This window comes from Streptomyces sp. NPDC031379, from assembly GCF_055569615.1.
In genome coordinates this window covers 151,477-169,047 of the sequence record NZ_JBVIIT010000015.1, presented here as the reverse complement: position 1 = coordinate 169,047, position 17,571 = coordinate 151,477, and the positions used below count along the sequence as shown (strand labels likewise).

General features: G+C 71.2%; 12 protein-coding genes. 8 read left to right on the top strand and 4 right to left on the bottom strand.

All coding sequences use genetic code 11. The features are described 5' to 3' along the window. Nucleotides 1-55 precede the first annotated feature (55 nt). A complete protein-coding gene (locus ACZ5CW_RS22580; RefSeq protein ID WP_468604056.1) occupies nucleotides 56-1,474 on the top strand; it encodes a sugar porter family MFS transporter in 1,419 nt (472 codons plus the stop codon). Nucleotides 1,475-1,609: 135 nt separating this feature from the next. Here ACZ5CW_RS22580 and ACZ5CW_RS22575 read toward each other — a convergent pair whose 3' ends face one another. Together ACZ5CW_RS22575 and ACZ5CW_RS22570 are read right to left on the bottom strand one after the other, a co-directional pair. Next, nucleotides 1,610-2,581 carry an LLM class flavin-dependent oxidoreductase gene (locus tag ACZ5CW_RS22575; protein ID WP_468604054.1) on the bottom strand — a complete coding sequence of 324 codons (972 nt, stop codon included), beginning with the start codon at nucleotides 2,579-2,581 and terminating at the stop codon, nucleotides 1,610-1,612. Between the two features lie 92 nt (nucleotides 2,582-2,673). Further along, complete coding sequence (locus ACZ5CW_RS22570) at nucleotides 2,674-4,134, bottom strand: cytosine permease (RefSeq protein WP_468604052.1); 1,461 nt, start codon at nucleotides 4,132-4,134, stop codon at nucleotides 2,674-2,676. Nucleotides 4,135-4,305: 171 nt separating this feature from the next. Here ACZ5CW_RS22570 and ftsY point away from each other — a divergent pair, with 171 nt between their 5' ends. Further along, entirely contained in the window at nucleotides 4,306-5,508 is a 1,203-nt protein-coding gene (gene ftsY, locus ACZ5CW_RS22565) for a signal recognition particle-docking protein FtsY (protein ID WP_468604050.1), read from the top strand. Between the two features lie 114 nt (nucleotides 5,509-5,622). On the opposite strand, the gene ACZ5CW_RS22560 is transcribed toward ftsY, so the two are convergent. After that, nucleotides 5,623-6,279, bottom strand: a complete 657-nt coding sequence (locus ACZ5CW_RS22560; protein ID WP_468604048.1) for a bifunctional DNA primase/polymerase — start codon at nucleotides 6,277-6,279, stop codon at nucleotides 5,623-5,625. Between the two features lie 458 nt (nucleotides 6,280-6,737). On the opposite strand from ACZ5CW_RS22560, the gene nsdA reads away from it, so the two are divergent. From nsdA to ftsH, 6 genes are all read left to right on the top strand, one after another. Then, a complete protein-coding gene (gene nsdA, locus ACZ5CW_RS22555; protein WP_468604046.1) occupies nucleotides 6,738-8,216 on the top strand; it encodes a transcriptional repressor NsdA in 1,479 nt (492 codons plus the stop codon). A gap of 357 nt (nucleotides 8,217-8,573) precedes the next feature. Further along, nucleotides 8,574-9,917, top strand: coding sequence for an ammonium transporter (locus ACZ5CW_RS22550; protein WP_468604044.1), 1,344 nt, complete (start codon nucleotides 8,574-8,576; stop codon nucleotides 9,915-9,917). Further along, complete coding sequence (locus tag ACZ5CW_RS22545; protein WP_039656487.1) at nucleotides 9,914-10,252, top strand: P-II family nitrogen regulator; 339 nt, start codon at nucleotides 9,914-9,916, stop codon at nucleotides 10,250-10,252. Before ACZ5CW_RS22550 ends, ACZ5CW_RS22545 begins: the two co-directional genes overlap by 4 nt. Before the next feature lie 25 nt (nucleotides 10,253-10,277). Then, nucleotides 10,278-12,728 carry a [protein-PII] uridylyltransferase gene (locus ACZ5CW_RS22540; protein ID WP_468604041.1) on the top strand — a complete coding sequence of 817 codons (2,451 nt, stop codon included), beginning with the start codon at nucleotides 10,278-10,280 and terminating at the stop codon, nucleotides 12,726-12,728. 84 nt (nucleotides 12,729-12,812) lie between these two features. Then, complete coding sequence (ffh, locus tag ACZ5CW_RS22535; RefSeq protein WP_468604039.1) at nucleotides 12,813-14,363, top strand: signal recognition particle protein; 1,551 nt, start codon at nucleotides 12,813-12,815, stop codon at nucleotides 14,361-14,363. A gap of 91 nt (nucleotides 14,364-14,454) precedes the next feature. Beyond that, nucleotides 14,455-16,392, top strand: coding sequence for an ATP-dependent zinc metalloprotease FtsH (gene ftsH / locus ACZ5CW_RS22530; RefSeq protein ID WP_468604037.1), 1,938 nt, complete (start codon nucleotides 14,455-14,457; stop codon nucleotides 16,390-16,392). Here ftsH and ACZ5CW_RS22525 read toward each other — a convergent pair. Next, complete coding sequence (locus tag ACZ5CW_RS22525) at nucleotides 16,389-17,264, bottom strand: class I SAM-dependent methyltransferase (protein WP_468604035.1); 876 nt, start codon at nucleotides 17,262-17,264, stop codon at nucleotides 16,389-16,391. The genes ftsH and ACZ5CW_RS22525 overlap by 4 nt on opposite strands. Nucleotides 17,265-17,571: the final 307 nt, after the last annotated feature.

The following is a 17,571-nucleotide window of genomic DNA, read 5'->3' as shown; positions in this document are numbered from 1 at the left end:
ATACCTGTAGGGCTTACCCCCACCGGCAGCGTTGCCGTGGCCCGAGGAGATACACGTGACCAGCACAGCGCAGGCACCTCAGTCAGGAACCAGGACGGCTCATCCCGAACATCTCGGGCACGTCATCTTCATCGCGGCGGCCGCCGCGATGGGCGGTTTCCTCTTCGGCTACGACAGCTCCGTCATCAACGGCGCCGTCGAGGCCATCCGCGGCCGCTACGACATCGGCTCCGCGGCCCTCGCGCAGGTCATCGCCATCGCCCTGATCGGCTGTGCCATCGGTGCCGCCACGGCCGGCCGCATAGCCGACCGGATCGGCCGCATCCGCTGTATGCAGATCGCCGCCGTCCTCTTCACCATCAGCGCCGTCGGCTCCGCGCTGCCGTTCGCGCTGTGGGACCTCGCCTTCTGGCGCATCGTCGGAGGCTTCGCCATCGGCATGGCCTCCGTGATCGGCCCCGCCTACATCGCCGAGGTCGCCCCGCCCGCCTACCGCGGCCGTCTCGGCTCCTTCCAGCAGGCCGCGATCGTCGTCGGCATCGCCGTCTCCCAGCTGGTCAACTGGGGCCTGCTCAACGCCGCCGGCGGCGACCAGCGCGGCAAGCTGATGGGCCTCGAGGCCTGGCAGGTCATGCTCGGCGTGATGGTCGTCCCGGCCGTCCTCTACGGCCTGCTCTCCTTCGCGATCCCCGAGTCCCCGCGCTTCCTGATCTCCGTCGGCAAGCACGAGCGCGCCCGTGAGATCCTCGCCGAGGTCGAGGGCAAGGACGTCGACCTGAAGGCCCGCGTCGCCGAGATCGAGCTGGCGATGAAGAGCGAGCACAAGTCCACCTTCAAGGACCTGCTCGGCGGCGGCTTCTTCTTCAAGCCGATCGTCTGGGTCGGTATCGGCCTCTCCGTCTTCCAGCAGTTCGTCGGCATCAACGTCGCGTTCTACTACTCCTCGACGCTGTGGCAGTCGGTCGGCGTCGACCCTTCGGAGTCGTTCTTCTACTCCTTCACGACGTCGATCATCAACATCGTCGGCACCGTGATCGCGATGATCTTCGTGGACCGCGTCGGCCGCAGGCCGCTCGCGCTCATCGGTTCCGTCGGTATGGCCGTCGGCCTCGCGCTCGAGGCCTGGGCGTTCTCCTACGACCTCGTGGACGGCAAGCTGCCCGCCACCCAGGGCTGGGTCGCCCTGATCGCCGCGCACGTGTTCGTCCTCTTCTTCGCCCTCTCCTGGGGTGTGGTCGTCTGGGTCATGCTCGGCGAGATGTTCCCGAACAAGATCCGTGCCGCCGCCCTGGGCGTGGCCGCCGCCGCGCAGTGGATCGCCAACTGGGCCATCACCGCGAGCTTCCCGTCGCTGGCCGACTGGAACCTCTCCGGCACCTACGTGATCTACACGGTCTTCGCCGCGCTCTCCATCCCGTTCGTCCTCAAGTTCGTCAAGGAGACGAAGGGCAAGGCGCTGGAGGAGATGGGCTGAGCCTCGTACCGAGGCCCCTGATCCCGAGGAGAAGGGCCAAGTCCCCGCTGCCCCTCTCCTCGCACCGTCCGCCGCCCCCGGCCCGGCCACTGCCCGGACCGGGGGCGGCGGTGTCATACGCGGCGTCCCGCCGGGTCAGTCACCGAGCGCGGGGAGCACCCGCTCCGCGAACAGCCTCAGGCTCCGCCACCCCTCCTCCACCGGCATCCCGCCCGCCAGGGGATGCAGCACCAGAGTGTCCAGGTTCTGCGCCAGACACTCCTCAGGGGTGAGGACGCGGTACACGCCCTCCGCGCGCAGTTCCTCCATCGTCGTGGCCGCCGACTTCACCGCCGAGCGGATCTGGGCCGACTGCCAGGAGGCGTACGTCCGCGCCTCGTGCAGGAAGTGCTCCCCGTACCGGGCCCACGCCCGGTCCGGGTCCTCTGCCAGGTGGAGGAGCGGGGTCTCGGCGGCCGGCATCATCGTCCAGCCCTCGGTGCCGTACTCGGTGAGCTTCTCCTTGTAGTACGCCTCCAGCTCCGGCAGATGCGCGCTCGGGAAGAACGGCAGCCCCAGCCGGGCGGCCCGGCGGGCGGCGGCCCTGGAGGACCCGCCGACCAGCAGCAGGGGGTGCGGATCGGTGAACGGCCGCGGGGTGAGCCGTACCCTGCGGCCCCGGTATGCGAACTCCGCGCCGGACCACGCCTTCAGCAGCGTCTCCAGCAGCTCGTCCTGGAGCCGGCCGCGCCCCTTCCAGTCGACGCCGAACAGGGCGTACTCCTCGGGCCGGTAACCGATCCCGGCCACGGTCACCAGCCGCCCCCCGCTGAGCAGGTCCAGCACGGCGATGTCCTCGGCCAGCCGCAGCGGGTCGTGCAGCGGACCGATCGCCGCCGACACCGTCACCGCGATCCGCCGGGTGGCCCCGAACACCGCGCCCGCGAAGGCGAACGGCGAGGGCAGCCAGTTGTCGTCCGCGCCGTGGTGCTCCTCGGTCTGCACGGTGGAGATCCCGTGCCCGTCCGCGTACGCCGCCATCTCCAGGGCGGCCCGGTAGCGGACGGCGAGGGAGGCGGGGGTGGCGCCGGGCGCGACGAGATTGAAACGTACGACCGTGACGGGCATGGGAAGTCCCCCTCCGGTGCGATGCGGTGGAGGGGGACGGTAGCTGACGAGCCGTCAGATGGCTATGGGTGGGGCGGCGCGCGGGAAGCCCGTCAGGCGCTGACGGTCTCGGGGGCCTCGGCGGTCTCGGCGATCGCGGCCGTCCGCGCCGGGGCCGTCACCGCCGGCTTCGGCAGCACCAGGTACAGCAGGCCCGAGATCACGATCGTCGCGACCCAGCCGAGGCCGTACTCGCCGATGACGTTGTTCTTGGCGAGCGGGCCGGTGAACCAGTCCGAGGTGGTGAACATCAGGCCCCCCAGCAGGCCGATCGCCCAGGCGGCCACGGCCGCGGGGGAGAAGCCGCCCCGGTACCAGTAGGCGCTGGTGCGGGTGGTGTCGGCCATGGCCCGGCCGTCGTACTCCGTGCGGCGCAGCATGTCCGCGCCGAAGACGCCGACCCAGGCGGAGAAGGCGACCGCCAGCAGGGACAGGAAGGCGATGAACGAGCCCATGAAACTCGTCGCCACCAGCATCAGTACCCCGCCGAAGATCAGCGAGATCACGGCGTTGACCGAGACCGCCCAGTGCCGGGGCACCTTGAAGCCGAGGGTCTGCGCGGTGAACCCGGCCGAGTACATCGACATCGAGTTGATCAGCAGCATGCCGATCAGCGCGATGCACAGGTACGGCACCGCGATCCACGTCGGCAGGATCTCGCCGAGGAAGGACACCGGGTCGGTCGCCGAGGCCAGGTCCGGCGTGGACACCGCCATCACCGCGCCCATCAGCACCATCGGCAGGACGACGACACCGGCGCCGCCCACCGCCGTGCCGACGATCGCCTTCGAGGAGGCCGTGCGCGGCAGGTACCGGGTGAAGTCCGGGGCGGACGGGATCCAGCTGACACCGCCGGCCGCGATCATCCCGACACCGGTGATCACCGAGGCGGTGGAGCCGGCGCCGTGGTCCATCACCTTCGACCAGTCGGTGTTCGCCACCAGGTAGGCCAGGACCAGCACCGAGAAGACACCGAAGAGGTAGGTCGCGTACTTGTTGCACTTCTGCACGGCGTTGATGCCGAGCCCGGAGATCGCGAACGTCGCGACGACGAACAGCAGCAGCGTCACCATGTCCAGCACGCTGTTCGCCCTGATGCCGAACAGGATGTCCAGGATGGTGAGCATCGCGTAGGCGCCGGTCACCGCGTTGATCGTCTCCCAGCCCCAGCGGGCCACCCAGATCAGCGAACCCGGCAGCAGGTTGCCCCGCTGACCGAAGACCGCACGCGACAGCGCCATGCCGGGCGCTCCGCCCCGCTTGCCGGCGATACCGATCAGCCCGACCAGGCCGTACGACACGATCGGCGCGGCCACCGCGACGACGAGTGCCTGCCAGATGTTCAGGTGGTACGCCACGACGAGGCTCGCGCCCATCGTCAGCAGCAGCACGCTGATGTTCGCGCCGACCCAGGTGGGGAACAGCTCACGGGTCTTCGCGGTGCGCTCGTGGTCGGGGACCTGTTCGATGCCTCGGGTCTCGAGAGCGCCTTCGGTCTCGACGGTTTTGCTCATGAAAGAGGTGCCAGACATGGGGGGACAGGGGGACGTGGGGGACTCTACGCGCGTCAACTGAGTCCCTGCCATCGTACTTTGCTCCCACTCCTTGCTTTACGTGGCGTTTGTCTCTCAGAGGAAGCCACAAACCAGGTTCCGCCGTGACCCATGGCCGATACTGGACGGGTTATGGAAACCGTCATCCTTGCTGTAGTCATCGCCGTGATCGTGCTCGGTGCGCTCGGCGGGCTCATCGTCGGCAGCCGGCGCCGGAAGTCGCTGCCCCCGCCGCCCCCCGCAGCGCCCGACATCACCGCGCCCCCGGCCGAGCCGCACGTCGGCGACGAGGCCGAGACGCCGCGCGACGAACCGCGCCGGACGATCGAGGAGGTGGATCTTCCAGGCGGCCCCGCACCGGTCGCCGTAGAGGAGCCTCCTCTTGTCGAGGCTCCCGAGATCGAGATCCCGGAGCCCACCGCGGGCCGGCTGGTCCGGCTGCGCGCCCGCCTGTCGCGCTCGCAGAACGCCCTGGGTCAGGGCCTGCTCACGCTGCTCTCCCGCGAGCACCTCGACGAGGACACCTGGGAGGAGATCGAGGACACGCTGCTCACCGCCGACGTCGGCGTACAGCCCACCCAGGAACTGGTCGAGCGCCTGCGCGAGCGCGTGAAGGTGCTCGGCACCCGCACCCCGGACGAGCTGCGCGGCCTGCTGCGCGACGAGCTGCTCAAGCTGGTCGGCACCGATGTCGACCGCTCCGTGAAGACCGAACCGGAGGACCGCAAGCCCGGCATCGTGATGGTCGTCGGCGTCAACGGCACCGGGAAGACCACCACCACCGGCAAGCTCGCCCGGGTGCTGGTCGCCGACGGCCGCACCGTCGTGCTCGGCGCCGCCGACACCTTCCGTGCCGCCGCCGCCGACCAGCTGCAGACCTGGGGCGAGCGCGTCGGCGCCCACACCGTGCGCGGGCCCGAGGCGGGCGACCCCGCCTCCGTCGCCTTCGACGCGGTCAAGGAGGGCAAGGAGATGGGGACCGATGTCGTCCTCATCGACACCGCAGGCCGTCTGCACACCAAGACCGGCCTCATGGACGAGCTGGGCAAGGTCAAGCGCGTCGTCGAGAAGCACGCGCCGCTGGACGAGGTGCTGCTCGTCCTGGACGCCACCACCGGCCAGAACGGCCTGGTGCAGGCCCGCGTGTTCGCCGAGGTCGTGGACATCACCGGCATCGTGCTGACCAAGCTGGACGGTACGGCCAAGGGCGGCATCGTCGTCGCGGTCCAGCGCGAGCTGGGCGTGCCGGTCAAGCTGGTCGGGCTCGGCGAGGGCGCGGACGATCTCGCGCCGTTCGAGCCGGAGGCCTTCGTGGACGCCCTCATCGGTGACTGACCACCTCCGGATCGCCGGAGGTGCTTCGGCACCCGGGAACGTCCCCAGGTGCTCACGAGCGGCGCCCGCCCCCCAGATCCTGTCGGGGGCGGGCGCCGGCTCTTTGCGCGCGGATCAGGTGCGCGAGCGATGGGCGACGTACGCCAGCGTCCCGAGCAGCAGCCGCGCCGCCGGAGGCTTCGTCGCCGAGTCCAGCGCGGGTGGGCGCAGCCAGCGCACCGGCCCGAGGCCGCCCCGGTCGGAGGGCGGGGCGGTGATGTACGTACCCGCGCCGAGGCCGTGCAGGTCCAGCGCGGACGGGTCGTCCCAGCCCGTGCGGTAGAGCAGCCGGGGGAGTTCGGCGCCGGCGCCGGGCGCCACGAAGAAGTGGGCGCGGCCGTCCGGGGTCGCGGTCACCGGGCCGAGGGGGAGGCCCATCCGCTCCAGGCGGACCAGGGCGCGGCGCCCGGCGGCCTCGGAGACCTCGATGACGTCGAAGGCCCGGCCGACCGGCAGCATCACCGCGGCGCCCGGGAACTCGGACCAGGCCCGGGTCACCTCGTCCAGCGTGGCCCCGGCCGGCAGCCGGGGTGCGAAGTCCAGCGGGTGGGCGCCCGGCGCCGGGCAGCCGGCGTGTCCGCACGAGCAGGCGCCCGCGGCGGCCCGTGCCCCCGGGACCACGTCCCAGCCCCACAGCCCGGTGAACTCGGCGACGGCGGTGCAGTCCGACGAACGGCCGCGCCGACGTGTGCCGGAACGGATCTCGCGAATGCCGCCGATCGTGAAGCCCATGCCCCCTCCAACGGGTCCTGCGCGCCGGTGGTTACGACACGGAACGAGACGGAAGCGGAACGTAACGCTACGGCTCCGACTGCCCACGGTGCCGCGAGGCCAAGGCAGCGCATCGAAGCGCATCGGGTGGCGCGCCGGGGGGCGGGCGCCCCTGCGTGCGTCACTCCGCCCACTTTCCTGACGTCTTGTGTCAAGTGAATCGCGTGTGGGCGACCGTGAGTTCATTCGAAGGGGTGGCGAATGGTGGCGTTTCCGGGATCCCCGTGGCTGGAGCGGTGATCGTAGGATTACTGTGAGTGTGCGGGTCCTGAGGGCACATGCACTTGCGGGTATGCCGGAGGCAAGTCGTCGGCTCGTTCGAAGGGTGAGAACCGGCGGACGGGAAGCCGTATTTACCGGCATTCTGATAGGGCTTGGCGCACTCGGCGACAAGTGGTCTCAGGGATGGGGGCGTTCCAGTGGGCGGCAACGGCGGTGGCGGGACGAACGCTGACAAGCGCCCCAACGAGCTGCTCGGCTCGTGGTTCGTGCGCAGCGGCTGGTCCAAGGGCGAGCTGGCCCGTCAAGTGAACCGCCGGGCACGCCAGTTGGGGGCCAACCACATCTCCACCGACACCTCGCGCGTACGGCGCTGGCTGGACGGGGAGAACCCGCGCGAGCCGATCCCGCGCATCCTCTCGGAGCTGTTCTCCGAGCGCTTCGGCTGTGTGGTCTCCATCGAGGACCTCGGCCTGCGCGCCGCCCGTCAGTCACCCTCCGCGTCCGGCGTCGACCTGCCCTGGACGGGCCCGCAGACGGTCGCCCTGCTCGGCGAGTTCTCGCGCAGCGACCTGATGCTCGCCCGCCGCGGCTTCCTCGGTACCTCGCTCGCGCTGTCCGCGGGCCCCTCCCTCATCGAGCCCATGCAGCGCTGGCTCGTCCCCGCACCCACCTCCACGCTCCCGCCCGACCCGGATCCCGCCCTCGACTCCCGCAGGCCGGGCCGGCTCTCCAAGCCCGAGCTGGACCTGCTGGAGTCCACCACGCGCATGTTCCGGCAGTGGGACGCCCAGTGCGGCGGCGGTCTGCGCCGCAAGGCGGTCGTCGGCCAGCTGCACGAGGTCACCGACCTCCTCCAGGAACCCCAGCCCGAGTCCACCACCCGCAAGCTCTTCAAGGTCGCCGCCGAACTCGCCGAACTGGCCGGCTGGATGTCGTACGACGTCGGGCTGCAGCCCACCGCGCAGAAGTACTTCGTCCTCGCCCTGCACGCGGCCAAGGAGGCCGGCGACAAGCCGCTCGGCTCCTACATCCTCTCCAGCATGAGCCGCCAGATGATCCACCTCGGCCGGCCCGACGACGCGCTGGAGCTGATCCACCTCGCCCAGTACGGCAGCCGCGACTGCGCGAGCCCGCGCACCCAGTCCATGCTGTATGCGATGGAGGCCCGCGCGTACGCCAACATGGGCCAGCCCGGCAAGACCAAGCGCGCGGTCCGCATGGCCGAGGACACCTTCGCCGAGGCCGACGAGTGGGACGAGCCGGATCCCGACTGGATCCGCTTCTTCTCCGAGGCCGAGCTGTACGGCGAGAACTCCCACTCCTTCCGCGACCTCGCCTATGTCGCCGGCCGCAGCCCCACCTACGCCTCCCTCGCCGAGCCGCTCATGCGGCGGGCGGTGGAGCTGTTCGCCGAGGACTTCGAGCACCAGCGGTCCTACGCGCTCAACCTGATCGGCATGGCCACCGTGCATCTGCTGCAGCGCGAGCCCGAGCACAGCACGGAATACGCCTCGCGGGCCATGGAGACCGCCAAGAAGGTCCGCTCCGAGCGGGTGAACACTCGTATTCGAAAGACGGTCGACACGGCCGTCCGCGACTTCGGCGATCTCACGGCCGTCGTCGACCTCACCGACCAGCTCGCCGTCGACCTGCCCGAGACCGCCGAGGCGGTCTGACCCGCCCCCAGCCACCCATGCCCCGGCCGCGGCCGGTCCTCCCGAACTGCCCGACTCGGCTCCCCCGCGCCAGGTCATCGGAGAGGCCCGCCGCGGCCGGCCTGTTTCTCGCCGGGCGATCGCGTGAGCGGCCGGCGGAGAAGGTTGCGCCACGATAACGATGCCGCGGCCCGGTATCTCGCACTTCATCGACGCGTAACACGCAGGGCGTCTTCGTCACCCCGGCGAAACAACGAGGGGCTTCCACCGAAACCGCGCTGCGCCAATCTCATGGCGCATAACCGGCCCACCCCTCACCCGACCGGACCGCTCAGGCACCGCCCGCACGGGGCCGTACCAATCGACGAGGAGACGCCGATGGCACCAGCCATCACGCTTGCCGCGGAGGCACCCAAGCTGTCCTCCGCGAACACAGGCTTCATGCTCATCTGTTCCGCCCTGGTGCTGCTCATGACCCCGGGCCTCGCCTTCTTCTACGGAGGTATGGTCCGCGTCAAGAGCACCCTCAACATGCTCATGATGAGTTTCATCAGCATGGGCATCGTCACCATCCTCTGGGTGCTCTACGGCTTCTCCCTCGCCTTCGGCACGCACAACAGCCTCATCGGCTGGAACCCCGACTGGTTCGGGCTCAGCGACATCGGGCTGACGGAGCTGTGGGACGGCTACACCATTCCGGTGTTCGTCTTCATGGTCTTCCAGCTGATGTTCGCGATCATCACGCCCGCCCTGATAAGCGGCGCCCTCGCGGACCGCGTGAAGTTCTCCGCGTGGTCGCTCTTCATCGCCCTGTGGGCCACGATCGTCTACGTCCCGGTCGCGCACTGGGTCTGGGGCGCCGACGGCTGGGCCTTCAAGCTCGGCGTGATCGACTTCGCCGGTGGTACCGCGGTCCACATCAACGCCGGTGCGGCCGCCCTCGGTGTCATCCTCGTCATCGGCAAGCGTGTCGGCTTCAAGAAGGACCCGATGCGCCCGCACAGCCTTCCGTGGGTCATGCTCGGCGCCGGCCTGCTGTGGTTCGGCTGGTTCGGCTTCAACGCCGGCTCGTGGCTCGGCAACGACGACGGCGTCGGCGCGCTGATGTTCGTCAACACGCAGGTCGCGACGGCCGCCGCCATGCTGGCCTGGCTCGCCTACGAGAAGATCCGGCACGGCGCGTTCACCACGCTCGGCGCCGCCTCCGGCGCGGTCGCCGGCCTGGTCGCCATCACCCCGTCCGGCGGCGCGGTCTCCCCGCTCGGCGCGATCGCCGTCGGCGCCATCGCCGGTGTCGCCTGCGCCGCGGCCGTGGGCCTGAAGTTCAAGTTCGGCTACGACGACTCGCTCGACGTCGTCGGCGTCCACATGGTCGGCGGCATCATCGGCTCCCTGCTCATCGGCTTCCTCGCCACCGGAAAGGGCCAGTCGACCGCGACGGGTGTCTTCTACGGCGACCACTCCTTCGACCAGCTGTGGAAGCAGTGCGCCGGTGTCTTCGCCGTCCTCGCCTACTCCCTGATCGTCTCCGCGGTCCTCGCCTTCCTGCTCGACAAGACCATCGGGATGCGCGTCACCGAGGACGAAGAGGTGTCGGGCATCGACCAGGCCGAGCACGCCGAGACCGCATACGACTTCAGCGGCGCCGGCGGCGGTGTCATCGGCTCCGCCGCGGCCGCCCCGGCCCTGGCCGCCACGCAGAACAAGAAGGTGGACGCATGAAGCTCATCACCGCCGTCGTCAAGCCCCACCGGCTGGACGAGATCAAGGAGGCCCTTCAGGCCTTCGGCGTCCACGGGCTGACGGTCACCGAGGCCAGCGGTTACGGTCGGCAGCGGGGCCACACCGAGGTCTACCGCGGTGCCGAGTACACCGTCGACCTGGTCCCCAAGATCCGTATCGAGGTGCTGGCGGAGGACGACGACGCCGAGCAGCTGATCGAGGTCGTCGTCAAGGCGGCCCGCACCGGCAAGATCGGTGACGGCAAGGTCTGGTCCCTGCCGGTCGAGACGGCCGTACGGGTCCGCACCGGCGAGCGCGGCCCGGACGCGCTCTGACAACCGGAAGAACAGGAGTCGCTGGGTGACGCGTACGGATGTGCGGAAAGAAGCGGATGACTCGGGACCCAGCGGCTACGCGGCGGCCCGGCTGCGCCTCCTCTCGGAGGGGGCGCGGTCCGGGCCGCCGCGCCGTGCCGCCCTCGCCGAACTGACCGACGACTGGCTCGCCGGCCTGTTCACCCCGGCGGCCGAAGGCGTCAAGGGTGTCTCCCTGGTCGCCGTCGGCGGCTACGGCCGCGGTGAGCTGTCACCGCGCAGCGACCTCGACCTCCTGCTGCTGCACGACGGCTCCGACCCCGGCGCGGTCGCCGCCCTGGCCGACCGCCTCTGGTACCCCGTCTGGGACCTCGGCCTCGCCCTCGACCACTCCGTGCGCACCCCGGCGGAGGCCCGCAAGACCGCCGGGGAGGACCTGAAAGTCCACCTCGGCCTCCTGGACGCCCGCCATCTCGCCGGCGACCTGGGCCTGACCGCCGGACTGCGCACGGCCGTGCTGGCCGACTGGCGCAACCAGGCGCCCAAGCGCCTGCCCGAACTCCAGGAACTCTGCGTCGAGCGCGCCGAACGCCAGGGCGAGCTGCAGTACCTCCTGGAACCCGACCTCAAGGAAGCCCGCGGCGGCCTCAGGGACGCCACCGCCCTGCGCGCCGTGGCCGCCTCCTGGCTGGCCGACGCCCCGCGCGAAGGCCTCGCGGACGCCCGTCGGCGCCTGCTCGACGTCCGCGACGCGCTCCATCTGGCCACCGGCCGCGCGACCGACCGCCTGGCCCTTCAGGAACAGGACCAGGTCGCGGCCGAGCTGGGCCTGCTGGACGCCGACACCCTGCTGCGGCAGGTGTACGAGGCGGCTCGGGTGATCTCGTACGCCAGCGACGTCACCTGGCGAGAGGTGGGGCGCGTGCTGCGTTCGCGCGCCGTCCGCCCTCGCCTGCGCGCCATGCTGGGCGGCGGCAAGCCGGTCGCCGAACGCTCCCCGCTCGCCGAGGGCGTGGTGGAGCAGGACGGGGAAGTGGTGCTCGCGCGCGCCGCGCGCCCCGAGCGTGACCCCGTACTCCCGCTGCGCGCCGCGGCCGCCGCCGCGCAGGCCGGTCTTCCGCTCTCCCTGCACGCCGTACGCCGCATGGCCACCACCGCGCGCCCACTGCCCACGCCCTGGCCCGCCGAGGCGCGCGAGCAGCTGGTGACCCTCCTCGGCTCCGGCCGCCCGACCATCGACGTCTGGGAGGCCCTGGAGGCGGAAGGCCTGATCAGCCGCCTCCTGCCCGACTGGGAACGGGTCCGCTGCCGCCCGCAGCGCAACGCCGTCCACCTCTGGACCGTCGACCGGCACCTGATCGAGACGGCGGTCCGCGCCTCCGAGCTGACCCGCCGGGTCAGCCGCCCCGACCTGCTCCTCGTCTCAGCCCTGCTGCACGACATCGGCAAGGGCTGGCCCGGCGACCACTCCGTGGCCGGCGAGATCATCGCCAAGGACGTGGCAGCGCGGATCGGCTTCGACCGCGCCGACGTCGGCGTGCTCTCGACCCTCGTACGGCACCACCTGCTGCTGATCGAGACGGCCACCCGGCGCGACCTGGACGACCCGGCCACCGTCCGTTCGGTCGCCGAGGCGGTCGGCTCCCAGAGCACGCTGGAGCTGCTGCACGCCCTGACGGAGGCCGACGCGCTCGCGACCGGCCCGGCGGCCTGGTCCTCCTGGCGCGGCTCACTCGTCGCCGACCTGGTACGGCGCGTCTCCGCCGTGCTCGCCGGAGACGCCCCCGACGAGCCCGAGCCCGGCGCGCCGACGGCCGAGCAGGAGCGCCTCGCCATCGAGGCCTTCCGCACCGGCGGTCCGGTCCTCGCCCTGCGCGCGCAGACCGAGCCGGTCCCCGACGCGGAGCCCGCGGGAGGACCGGAACCCCTCGGCGTCGAGCTGCTCATCGCCGTACCCGACCAGCCCGGCGTGCTGCCGGCGGTCGCCGGTGTCCTCGCCGTGCACCGCCTCACCGTCCGCACCGCGGAGCTGCGTGTCCTGAACCTGCCCGACGACGTCGACGACGGCTCGGTCCTGCTCCTGAACTGGCGGGTCGCCGCCGAGTACGGCTCCCTGCCCCAGGCGGCCCGCCTGCGCGCCGACCTCGTCCGCGCGCTGGACGGCTCCCTGGACGTCGCGGGCCGCCTCGCCGAGCGGGACGCGGCCTACCCCCGCCGGCGCGGCTGGGTCGCCCCGCCGCCCCGGGTCACGGTCGCCCCGGCGGCCTCCCACCACGCCACGGTGATCGAGGTCCGCGCCCAGGACGCCCCGGGCCTGCTGTACCGCATCGGGATGGCGCTGGAGAAGGCGGGAGTGCAGGTGCGCAGCATGCACGTCAGCACGCTCGGTTCGAACGCGGTCGACGCCTTCTACGTCACGACCGGTGCCGGTGCGCCGCTGCCGGCGGGGGACGCCGCGTCGACGGCCAGAGTGCTGGAGGAGACACTGCGCGGGTGACCCTGCCCCGGCCACTTCGACGCCGGGATACCCTGGAGGGCGATTCCCAGAAGACCGTCACCGACCCCGAGGACCGCGAGCGCCGTGTTCGACACTCTCTCCGATCGCCTGTCAGCGACTTTCAAGAACCTGCGCGGCAAGGGACGGCTCTCCGAGGCGGACATCGACGCCACGGCGCGCGAGATCCGTATCGCGCTCCTCGAGGCCGACGTGGCCCTGCCGGTCGTCCGCACGTTCATCAAGAACGTCAAGGAGCGCGCGCTCGGCGCCGAGGTCTCCAAGGCCCTCAACCCGGCGCAGCAGGTCCTCAAGATCGTCAACGATGAACTGATCACCATCCTCGGTGGCGAGACCCGGCGGCTCCGCTTCGCCAAGCAGCCCCCCACCGTGATCATGCTCGCGGGTCTTCAGGGTGCCGGTAAGACCACCCTCGCGGGCAAGCTCGCCCGCTGGCTGAAGGAACAGGGCCACTCCCCGCTGCTGGTCGCCGCCGACCTCCAGCGCCCGAACGCCGTCAACCAGCTGAGCGTCGTCGCCGAGCGCGCCGGTGTCGCCGTCTACGCCCCGGAGCCGGGCAACGGCGTCGGTGACCCGGTCAAGGTCGCCAAGGACTCCATCGACCACGCCCGGGCCAAGGTCCACGACATCGTGATCGTGGACACCGCCGGCCGTCTCGGTATCGACCAGGAGATGATGCAGCAGGCCGCGGACATCCGCGACGCCGTCTCCCCGGACGAGATCCTCTTCGTCGTCGACGCGATGATCGGTCAGGACGCGGTCAACACGGCCGAGGCCTTCCGCGACGGCGTCGGCTTCGACGGCGTGGTCCTCTCCAAGCTCGACGGTGACGCCCGCGGTGGCGCGGCCCTGTCCATCCGGCAGATCACCGGCAAGCCGATCATGTTCGCGTCGAACGGCGAGAAGCTGGACGAGTTCGACGCGTTCCACCCGGACCGGATGGCCTCCCGCATCCTCGACATGGGTGACCTGCTCACCCTGATCGAGCAGGCGGAGAAGACCTTCAGCCAGGAAGAGGCCCAGAAGATGGCCTCCAAGCTGGCGTCCAAGAAGGGCCAGGACTTCACCCTGGACGACTTCCTGTCCCAGATGGAGCAGGTCAGGAAGATGGGCAGCATCAGCAAGCTGCTCGGCATGCTGCCCGGCATGGGGCAGATCAAGGACCAGATCAACAACCTGGACGAGCGGGACGTCGACCGCACCGCCGCGATCATCAAGTCGATGACCCCGTCCGAGCGCCAGGACCCGACGATCATCAACGGGTCCCGCCGCGCCCGTATCGCCAAGGGTTCGGGCGTCGAGGTCAGCGCCGTGAAGAACCTGGTCGAGCGGTTCTTCGAGGCCCGCAAGATGATGTCCCGCATGGCCCAGGGCGGCGGCATGCCGGGCATGCCGGGGATCCCGGGCATGGGCGGCGGCCCCGGCCGGACCAAGAAGCAGCCGAAGAAGGCCAAGGGCAAGCAGCGCTCGGGCAACCCGATGAAGCGCAAGCAGCAGGAGCTGGAGGAGGCCCAGCGCCGCGAGGCGGCCGCGCAGGGCGGCAACGCCTTCGGGCTGCCGCAGCAGGGCGGCCAGGAGTTCGAGCTGCCGGACGAGTTCAAGAAGTTCATGGGCTGAGTCCCGCTCGTACGTCCGCTGGGGGCGCTCCCTTCCGAAGGGGGCGCCCCCAGCGCATGCCGAGGTCCGCTGCGTGTCGTAACGTCCAGATATGAGCAATGCGGCGCCACCCCGCAAAGCCCCTGACCAGCCGTGGCGCGCCGAGGGCACACCGGACGAGCCGCCCCGGCGGGGCGGCGGGTGGCGGGGCGGCAGATGGTGGGGCCTGTTCGCCACCGCGGTGATGGTGTTCGTGCTGGCCTACGTCGGACTGAACTACCTGGGCCAGGGCAACGAGCCGACGATCTCGTACACGCAGTTCAGCAAGGAGGTCGGCGCCGGCAACGTCGCCGAGATCTACTCCAAGGGCGACGCGATCCAGGGCCGGCTCAAGAGCCCCCGCGCCAACCCCGAGGGCGGCGGCGACTACAAGGAGTTCCGGACGCAGCGGCCCGCCTTCGCGGACGACAGGCTGTGGCAGGACCTGAGCAGCCACGGCGTCACGGTGACGGCACGACCGGTCGTACAGGAACGCAGCTACCTGTCCAACCTGCTGCTCTCGCTCATCCCCATCGTCATCCTGGCCGCGGTGTGGATCTTCTTCGCCCGGCGGATCCGCGCGGGCATGGGCGGCCCCGGCGGCATGTTCGGCCGCAAGGCACCGCCCAAGCCGGTCGAACTCCAGCCCGGCACCGGGCGCACGACGTTCGCCGACGTGGCCGGCATCGACGAGGTCAAGGGCGAGCTGGACGATGTCGTCGACTTCCTCAAGCATCCCGACACCTACCGCCGGATGGGCGCCAAGCTGCCGCGCGGCGTGCTCCTCGCGGGCTCGCCCGGCACGGGCAAGACCCTGCTGGCACGAGCGGTCGCGGGGGAGGCCGGGGTGCCGTTCTTCTCCGCCTCGGCGTCCGAGTTCATCGAGATGATCGTCGGCGTCGGCGCGTCCCGGGTCCGCGAGCTGTTCGGCGAGGCGCGCAAGGTGGCGCCGTCGATCATCTTCATCGACGAGATCGACACGATCGGGCGGGTACGCGGCGGCGGCGCCTCGGTGAGCGGTCACGACGAGCGCGAACAGACCCTGAACCAGATCCTCACGGAGATGGACGGTTTCTCGGGCTGGGAGGGCGTGATCGTCATCGCCGCGACGAACCGCGCGGACATCCTGGACCCGGCGCTCACCCGGCCCGGCCGCTTCGACCGGGTGGTCAACGTGGCTCCGCCGGACCGGGCGGGCCGCGAGGCGATCCTGGGGATCCACACCCGGGAGATGCCGCTCGGATCCGACGTGGACCTGGCCCACCTGGCGCGCGTGACGCCGGGCATGACGGGTGCGGATCTGGCCAACCTCGCCAACGAGGCCGCCCTGCTCGCGGTCAAGCGCAAGCAGGAACAGGTGACCCGGACGGACCTGTCCGAAGCTCTGGAGAAGGTCCAGCTCGGTGCCGAGCGCACCCTCGTGATGCCGGAGGAGGACCGCCGCCGCACCGCCTACCACGAGAGCGGTCACGCCCTCCTCGGCATGCTGCAACCCGGCGCCGACCCGGTCCGCAAGATCACCATCGTGCCGCGCGGCCGCGCGCTCGGCGTGACCATGTCCACGCCCGAGGTGGAGCGGTACGCGCACTCGGAGGAGTACCTGCGCGGCCGCATCATCGGCGCCCTGGGCGGCATGGCGGCGGAGGAGGTCGTCTACGGGGTCGTCACCACGGGTGCGGAGAACGACCTCGAACAGGTCACCAACATCGCGCGCGGGATGGTGGCCCGCTGGGGTATGAGCGAACGCGTCGGCCGGCTGTCCGCCCTCCCGAGCGACGCCCAGCAGGCCTACGGATTGTCGGCCGCCCCGCAGACCCTCGACGTGATCGACGCGGAGATGCGGCGGATCGTGGACGCGTGCTACGAGGAGGCGTGCCGCAAACTCCGCGACCACCGCGGCCAGTTGGACGCCCTCGCGCAGGCCCTGCTGGAGAACGAGACGCTGGAGGAGGCGGACGCGTACCGGATCGCCGGGATCACGCGCCTGACCAAGAACGGCGACGGGCCTTAGGGCACGCGGGCTATCAGGTAGCGGAAGACGTTCGGCATCCATACGGTCCCGTCCGGGCGCCGGTGCGGATGCAGGGCCTCCGTCAGCTCCTTGTCGACCTGCTTGGCGTCGGTCGCCGCGATCGCCGCGTCGAACAGGCCGGTCGAGAGCAGCCCGCGCACGGCGCTGTCGAGGTCGGCGTACCCGAACGGGCAGGCGACCCGGCCCGAGCCGTCCGGCCGCAGCCCGGCCCGCTGGGCGACCTCCTCCAGGTCGTCCCGCCGGGCCGGCCGCCAGCTGCGCGCGCTGCGCAGGGGATCGGCCAGTTTCGTGGCCACACGCAGCACCGAGGAGGTGGCGCAGCGCTCCGGCGGGCCCCAGCCGGCCAGCACCACGGCGGCTCCGCGCCCGGCCAGCGGCACCGCGGCCGCCAGCTGCCCGTCGAGCCCCTCGGAGTCGCCCGCGAGGCAGCCGACCGGCTCGAAGACGGTCACCAGGGTGTACGCGGCCGTCTCCGCGTCGGCCGCGTCCCCGGGCGCGCCCTCGACGAGCTTCGCGGCCGTACGCGCGCGCGTGCCGCGACCGCCCCGTCCGCCGCGCGGGGCGTCCGGCAGCAGCCGCTCACGCGCGAGGGCGAGCCGTTCCGGGGAGGAGTCGACGCCCGTCACCGCGGCCCCTCGGGAGGCCGCCATCAGCAGGGCGAGTCCGGAGCCGCAGCGCAGGCCCAGCAGTCTGCCGGCAGGGCCGACTTCGAGCCGCTCGTAGACCGCTTCGTAGAGCGGGACCAGCATCCGCTCCTGGATCTCCGACCAGTCACGCGCGCGTGCGCACGGGTCCACGCGGGGTGCGGAATCCGCGTGAGACCGGTGCTTCCGCACGAGCGTAGGTGTCATAGGTAAGCGCCCCAATCCGCCGACAGTTCGCCGCTGTGCCCGGTTGCGTGGCCCCCGTGCCGTGCGCGCGCACTTCCCACGTATGCCAGGTAACTCCCGGCTCGCGGTGCCGTCCAGGGGTCGTGGTGCCCGGTTTGGGGTCCGGGCGCGAGTGTGGCGAGATTTCACATCCCGGCAATACGGGTGACCGTACGGTGTCCGCTCCGGGGAGACAGGCCGGTGCCGGGGGGTACGGCCGCGCGCGGTAACGTCACGACCGTCACGGACGCTGACCAAGATGAGGCTCCGCACCGAGAGCGACCGAAAC

Coding starts and splice junctions, on each gene's coding strand:
- ACZ5CW_RS22545 (WP_039656487.1), top strand. CDS start 9,914: ATGAAGCTCATCACCGCCGTCGTCAAGCCCCACCGGCTGGACGAGATC.
- ftsY (WP_468604050.1), top strand. CDS start 4,306: ATGGAAACCGTCATCCTTGCTGTAGTCATCGCCGTGATCGTGCTCGGT.
- ACZ5CW_RS22550 (WP_468604044.1), top strand. CDS start 8,574: ATGGCACCAGCCATCACGCTTGCCGCGGAGGCACCCAAGCTGTCCTCC.
- ACZ5CW_RS22570 (WP_468604052.1), bottom strand. CDS start 4,134: ATGAGCAAAACCGTCGAGACCGAAGGCGCTCTCGAGACCCGAGGCATC.
- ACZ5CW_RS22560 (WP_468604048.1), bottom strand. CDS start 6,279: ATGGGCTTCACGATCGGCGGCATTCGCGAGATCCGTTCCGGCACACGT.
- ACZ5CW_RS22575 (WP_468604054.1), bottom strand. CDS start 2,581: ATGCCCGTCACGGTCGTACGTTTCAATCTCGTCGCGCCCGGCGCCACC.
- ftsH (WP_468604037.1), top strand. CDS start 14,455: ATGAGCAATGCGGCGCCACCCCGCAAAGCCCCTGACCAGCCGTGGCGC.
- ACZ5CW_RS22525 (WP_468604035.1), bottom strand. CDS start 17,264: ATGACACCTACGCTCGTGCGGAAGCACCGGTCTCACGCGGATTCCGCA.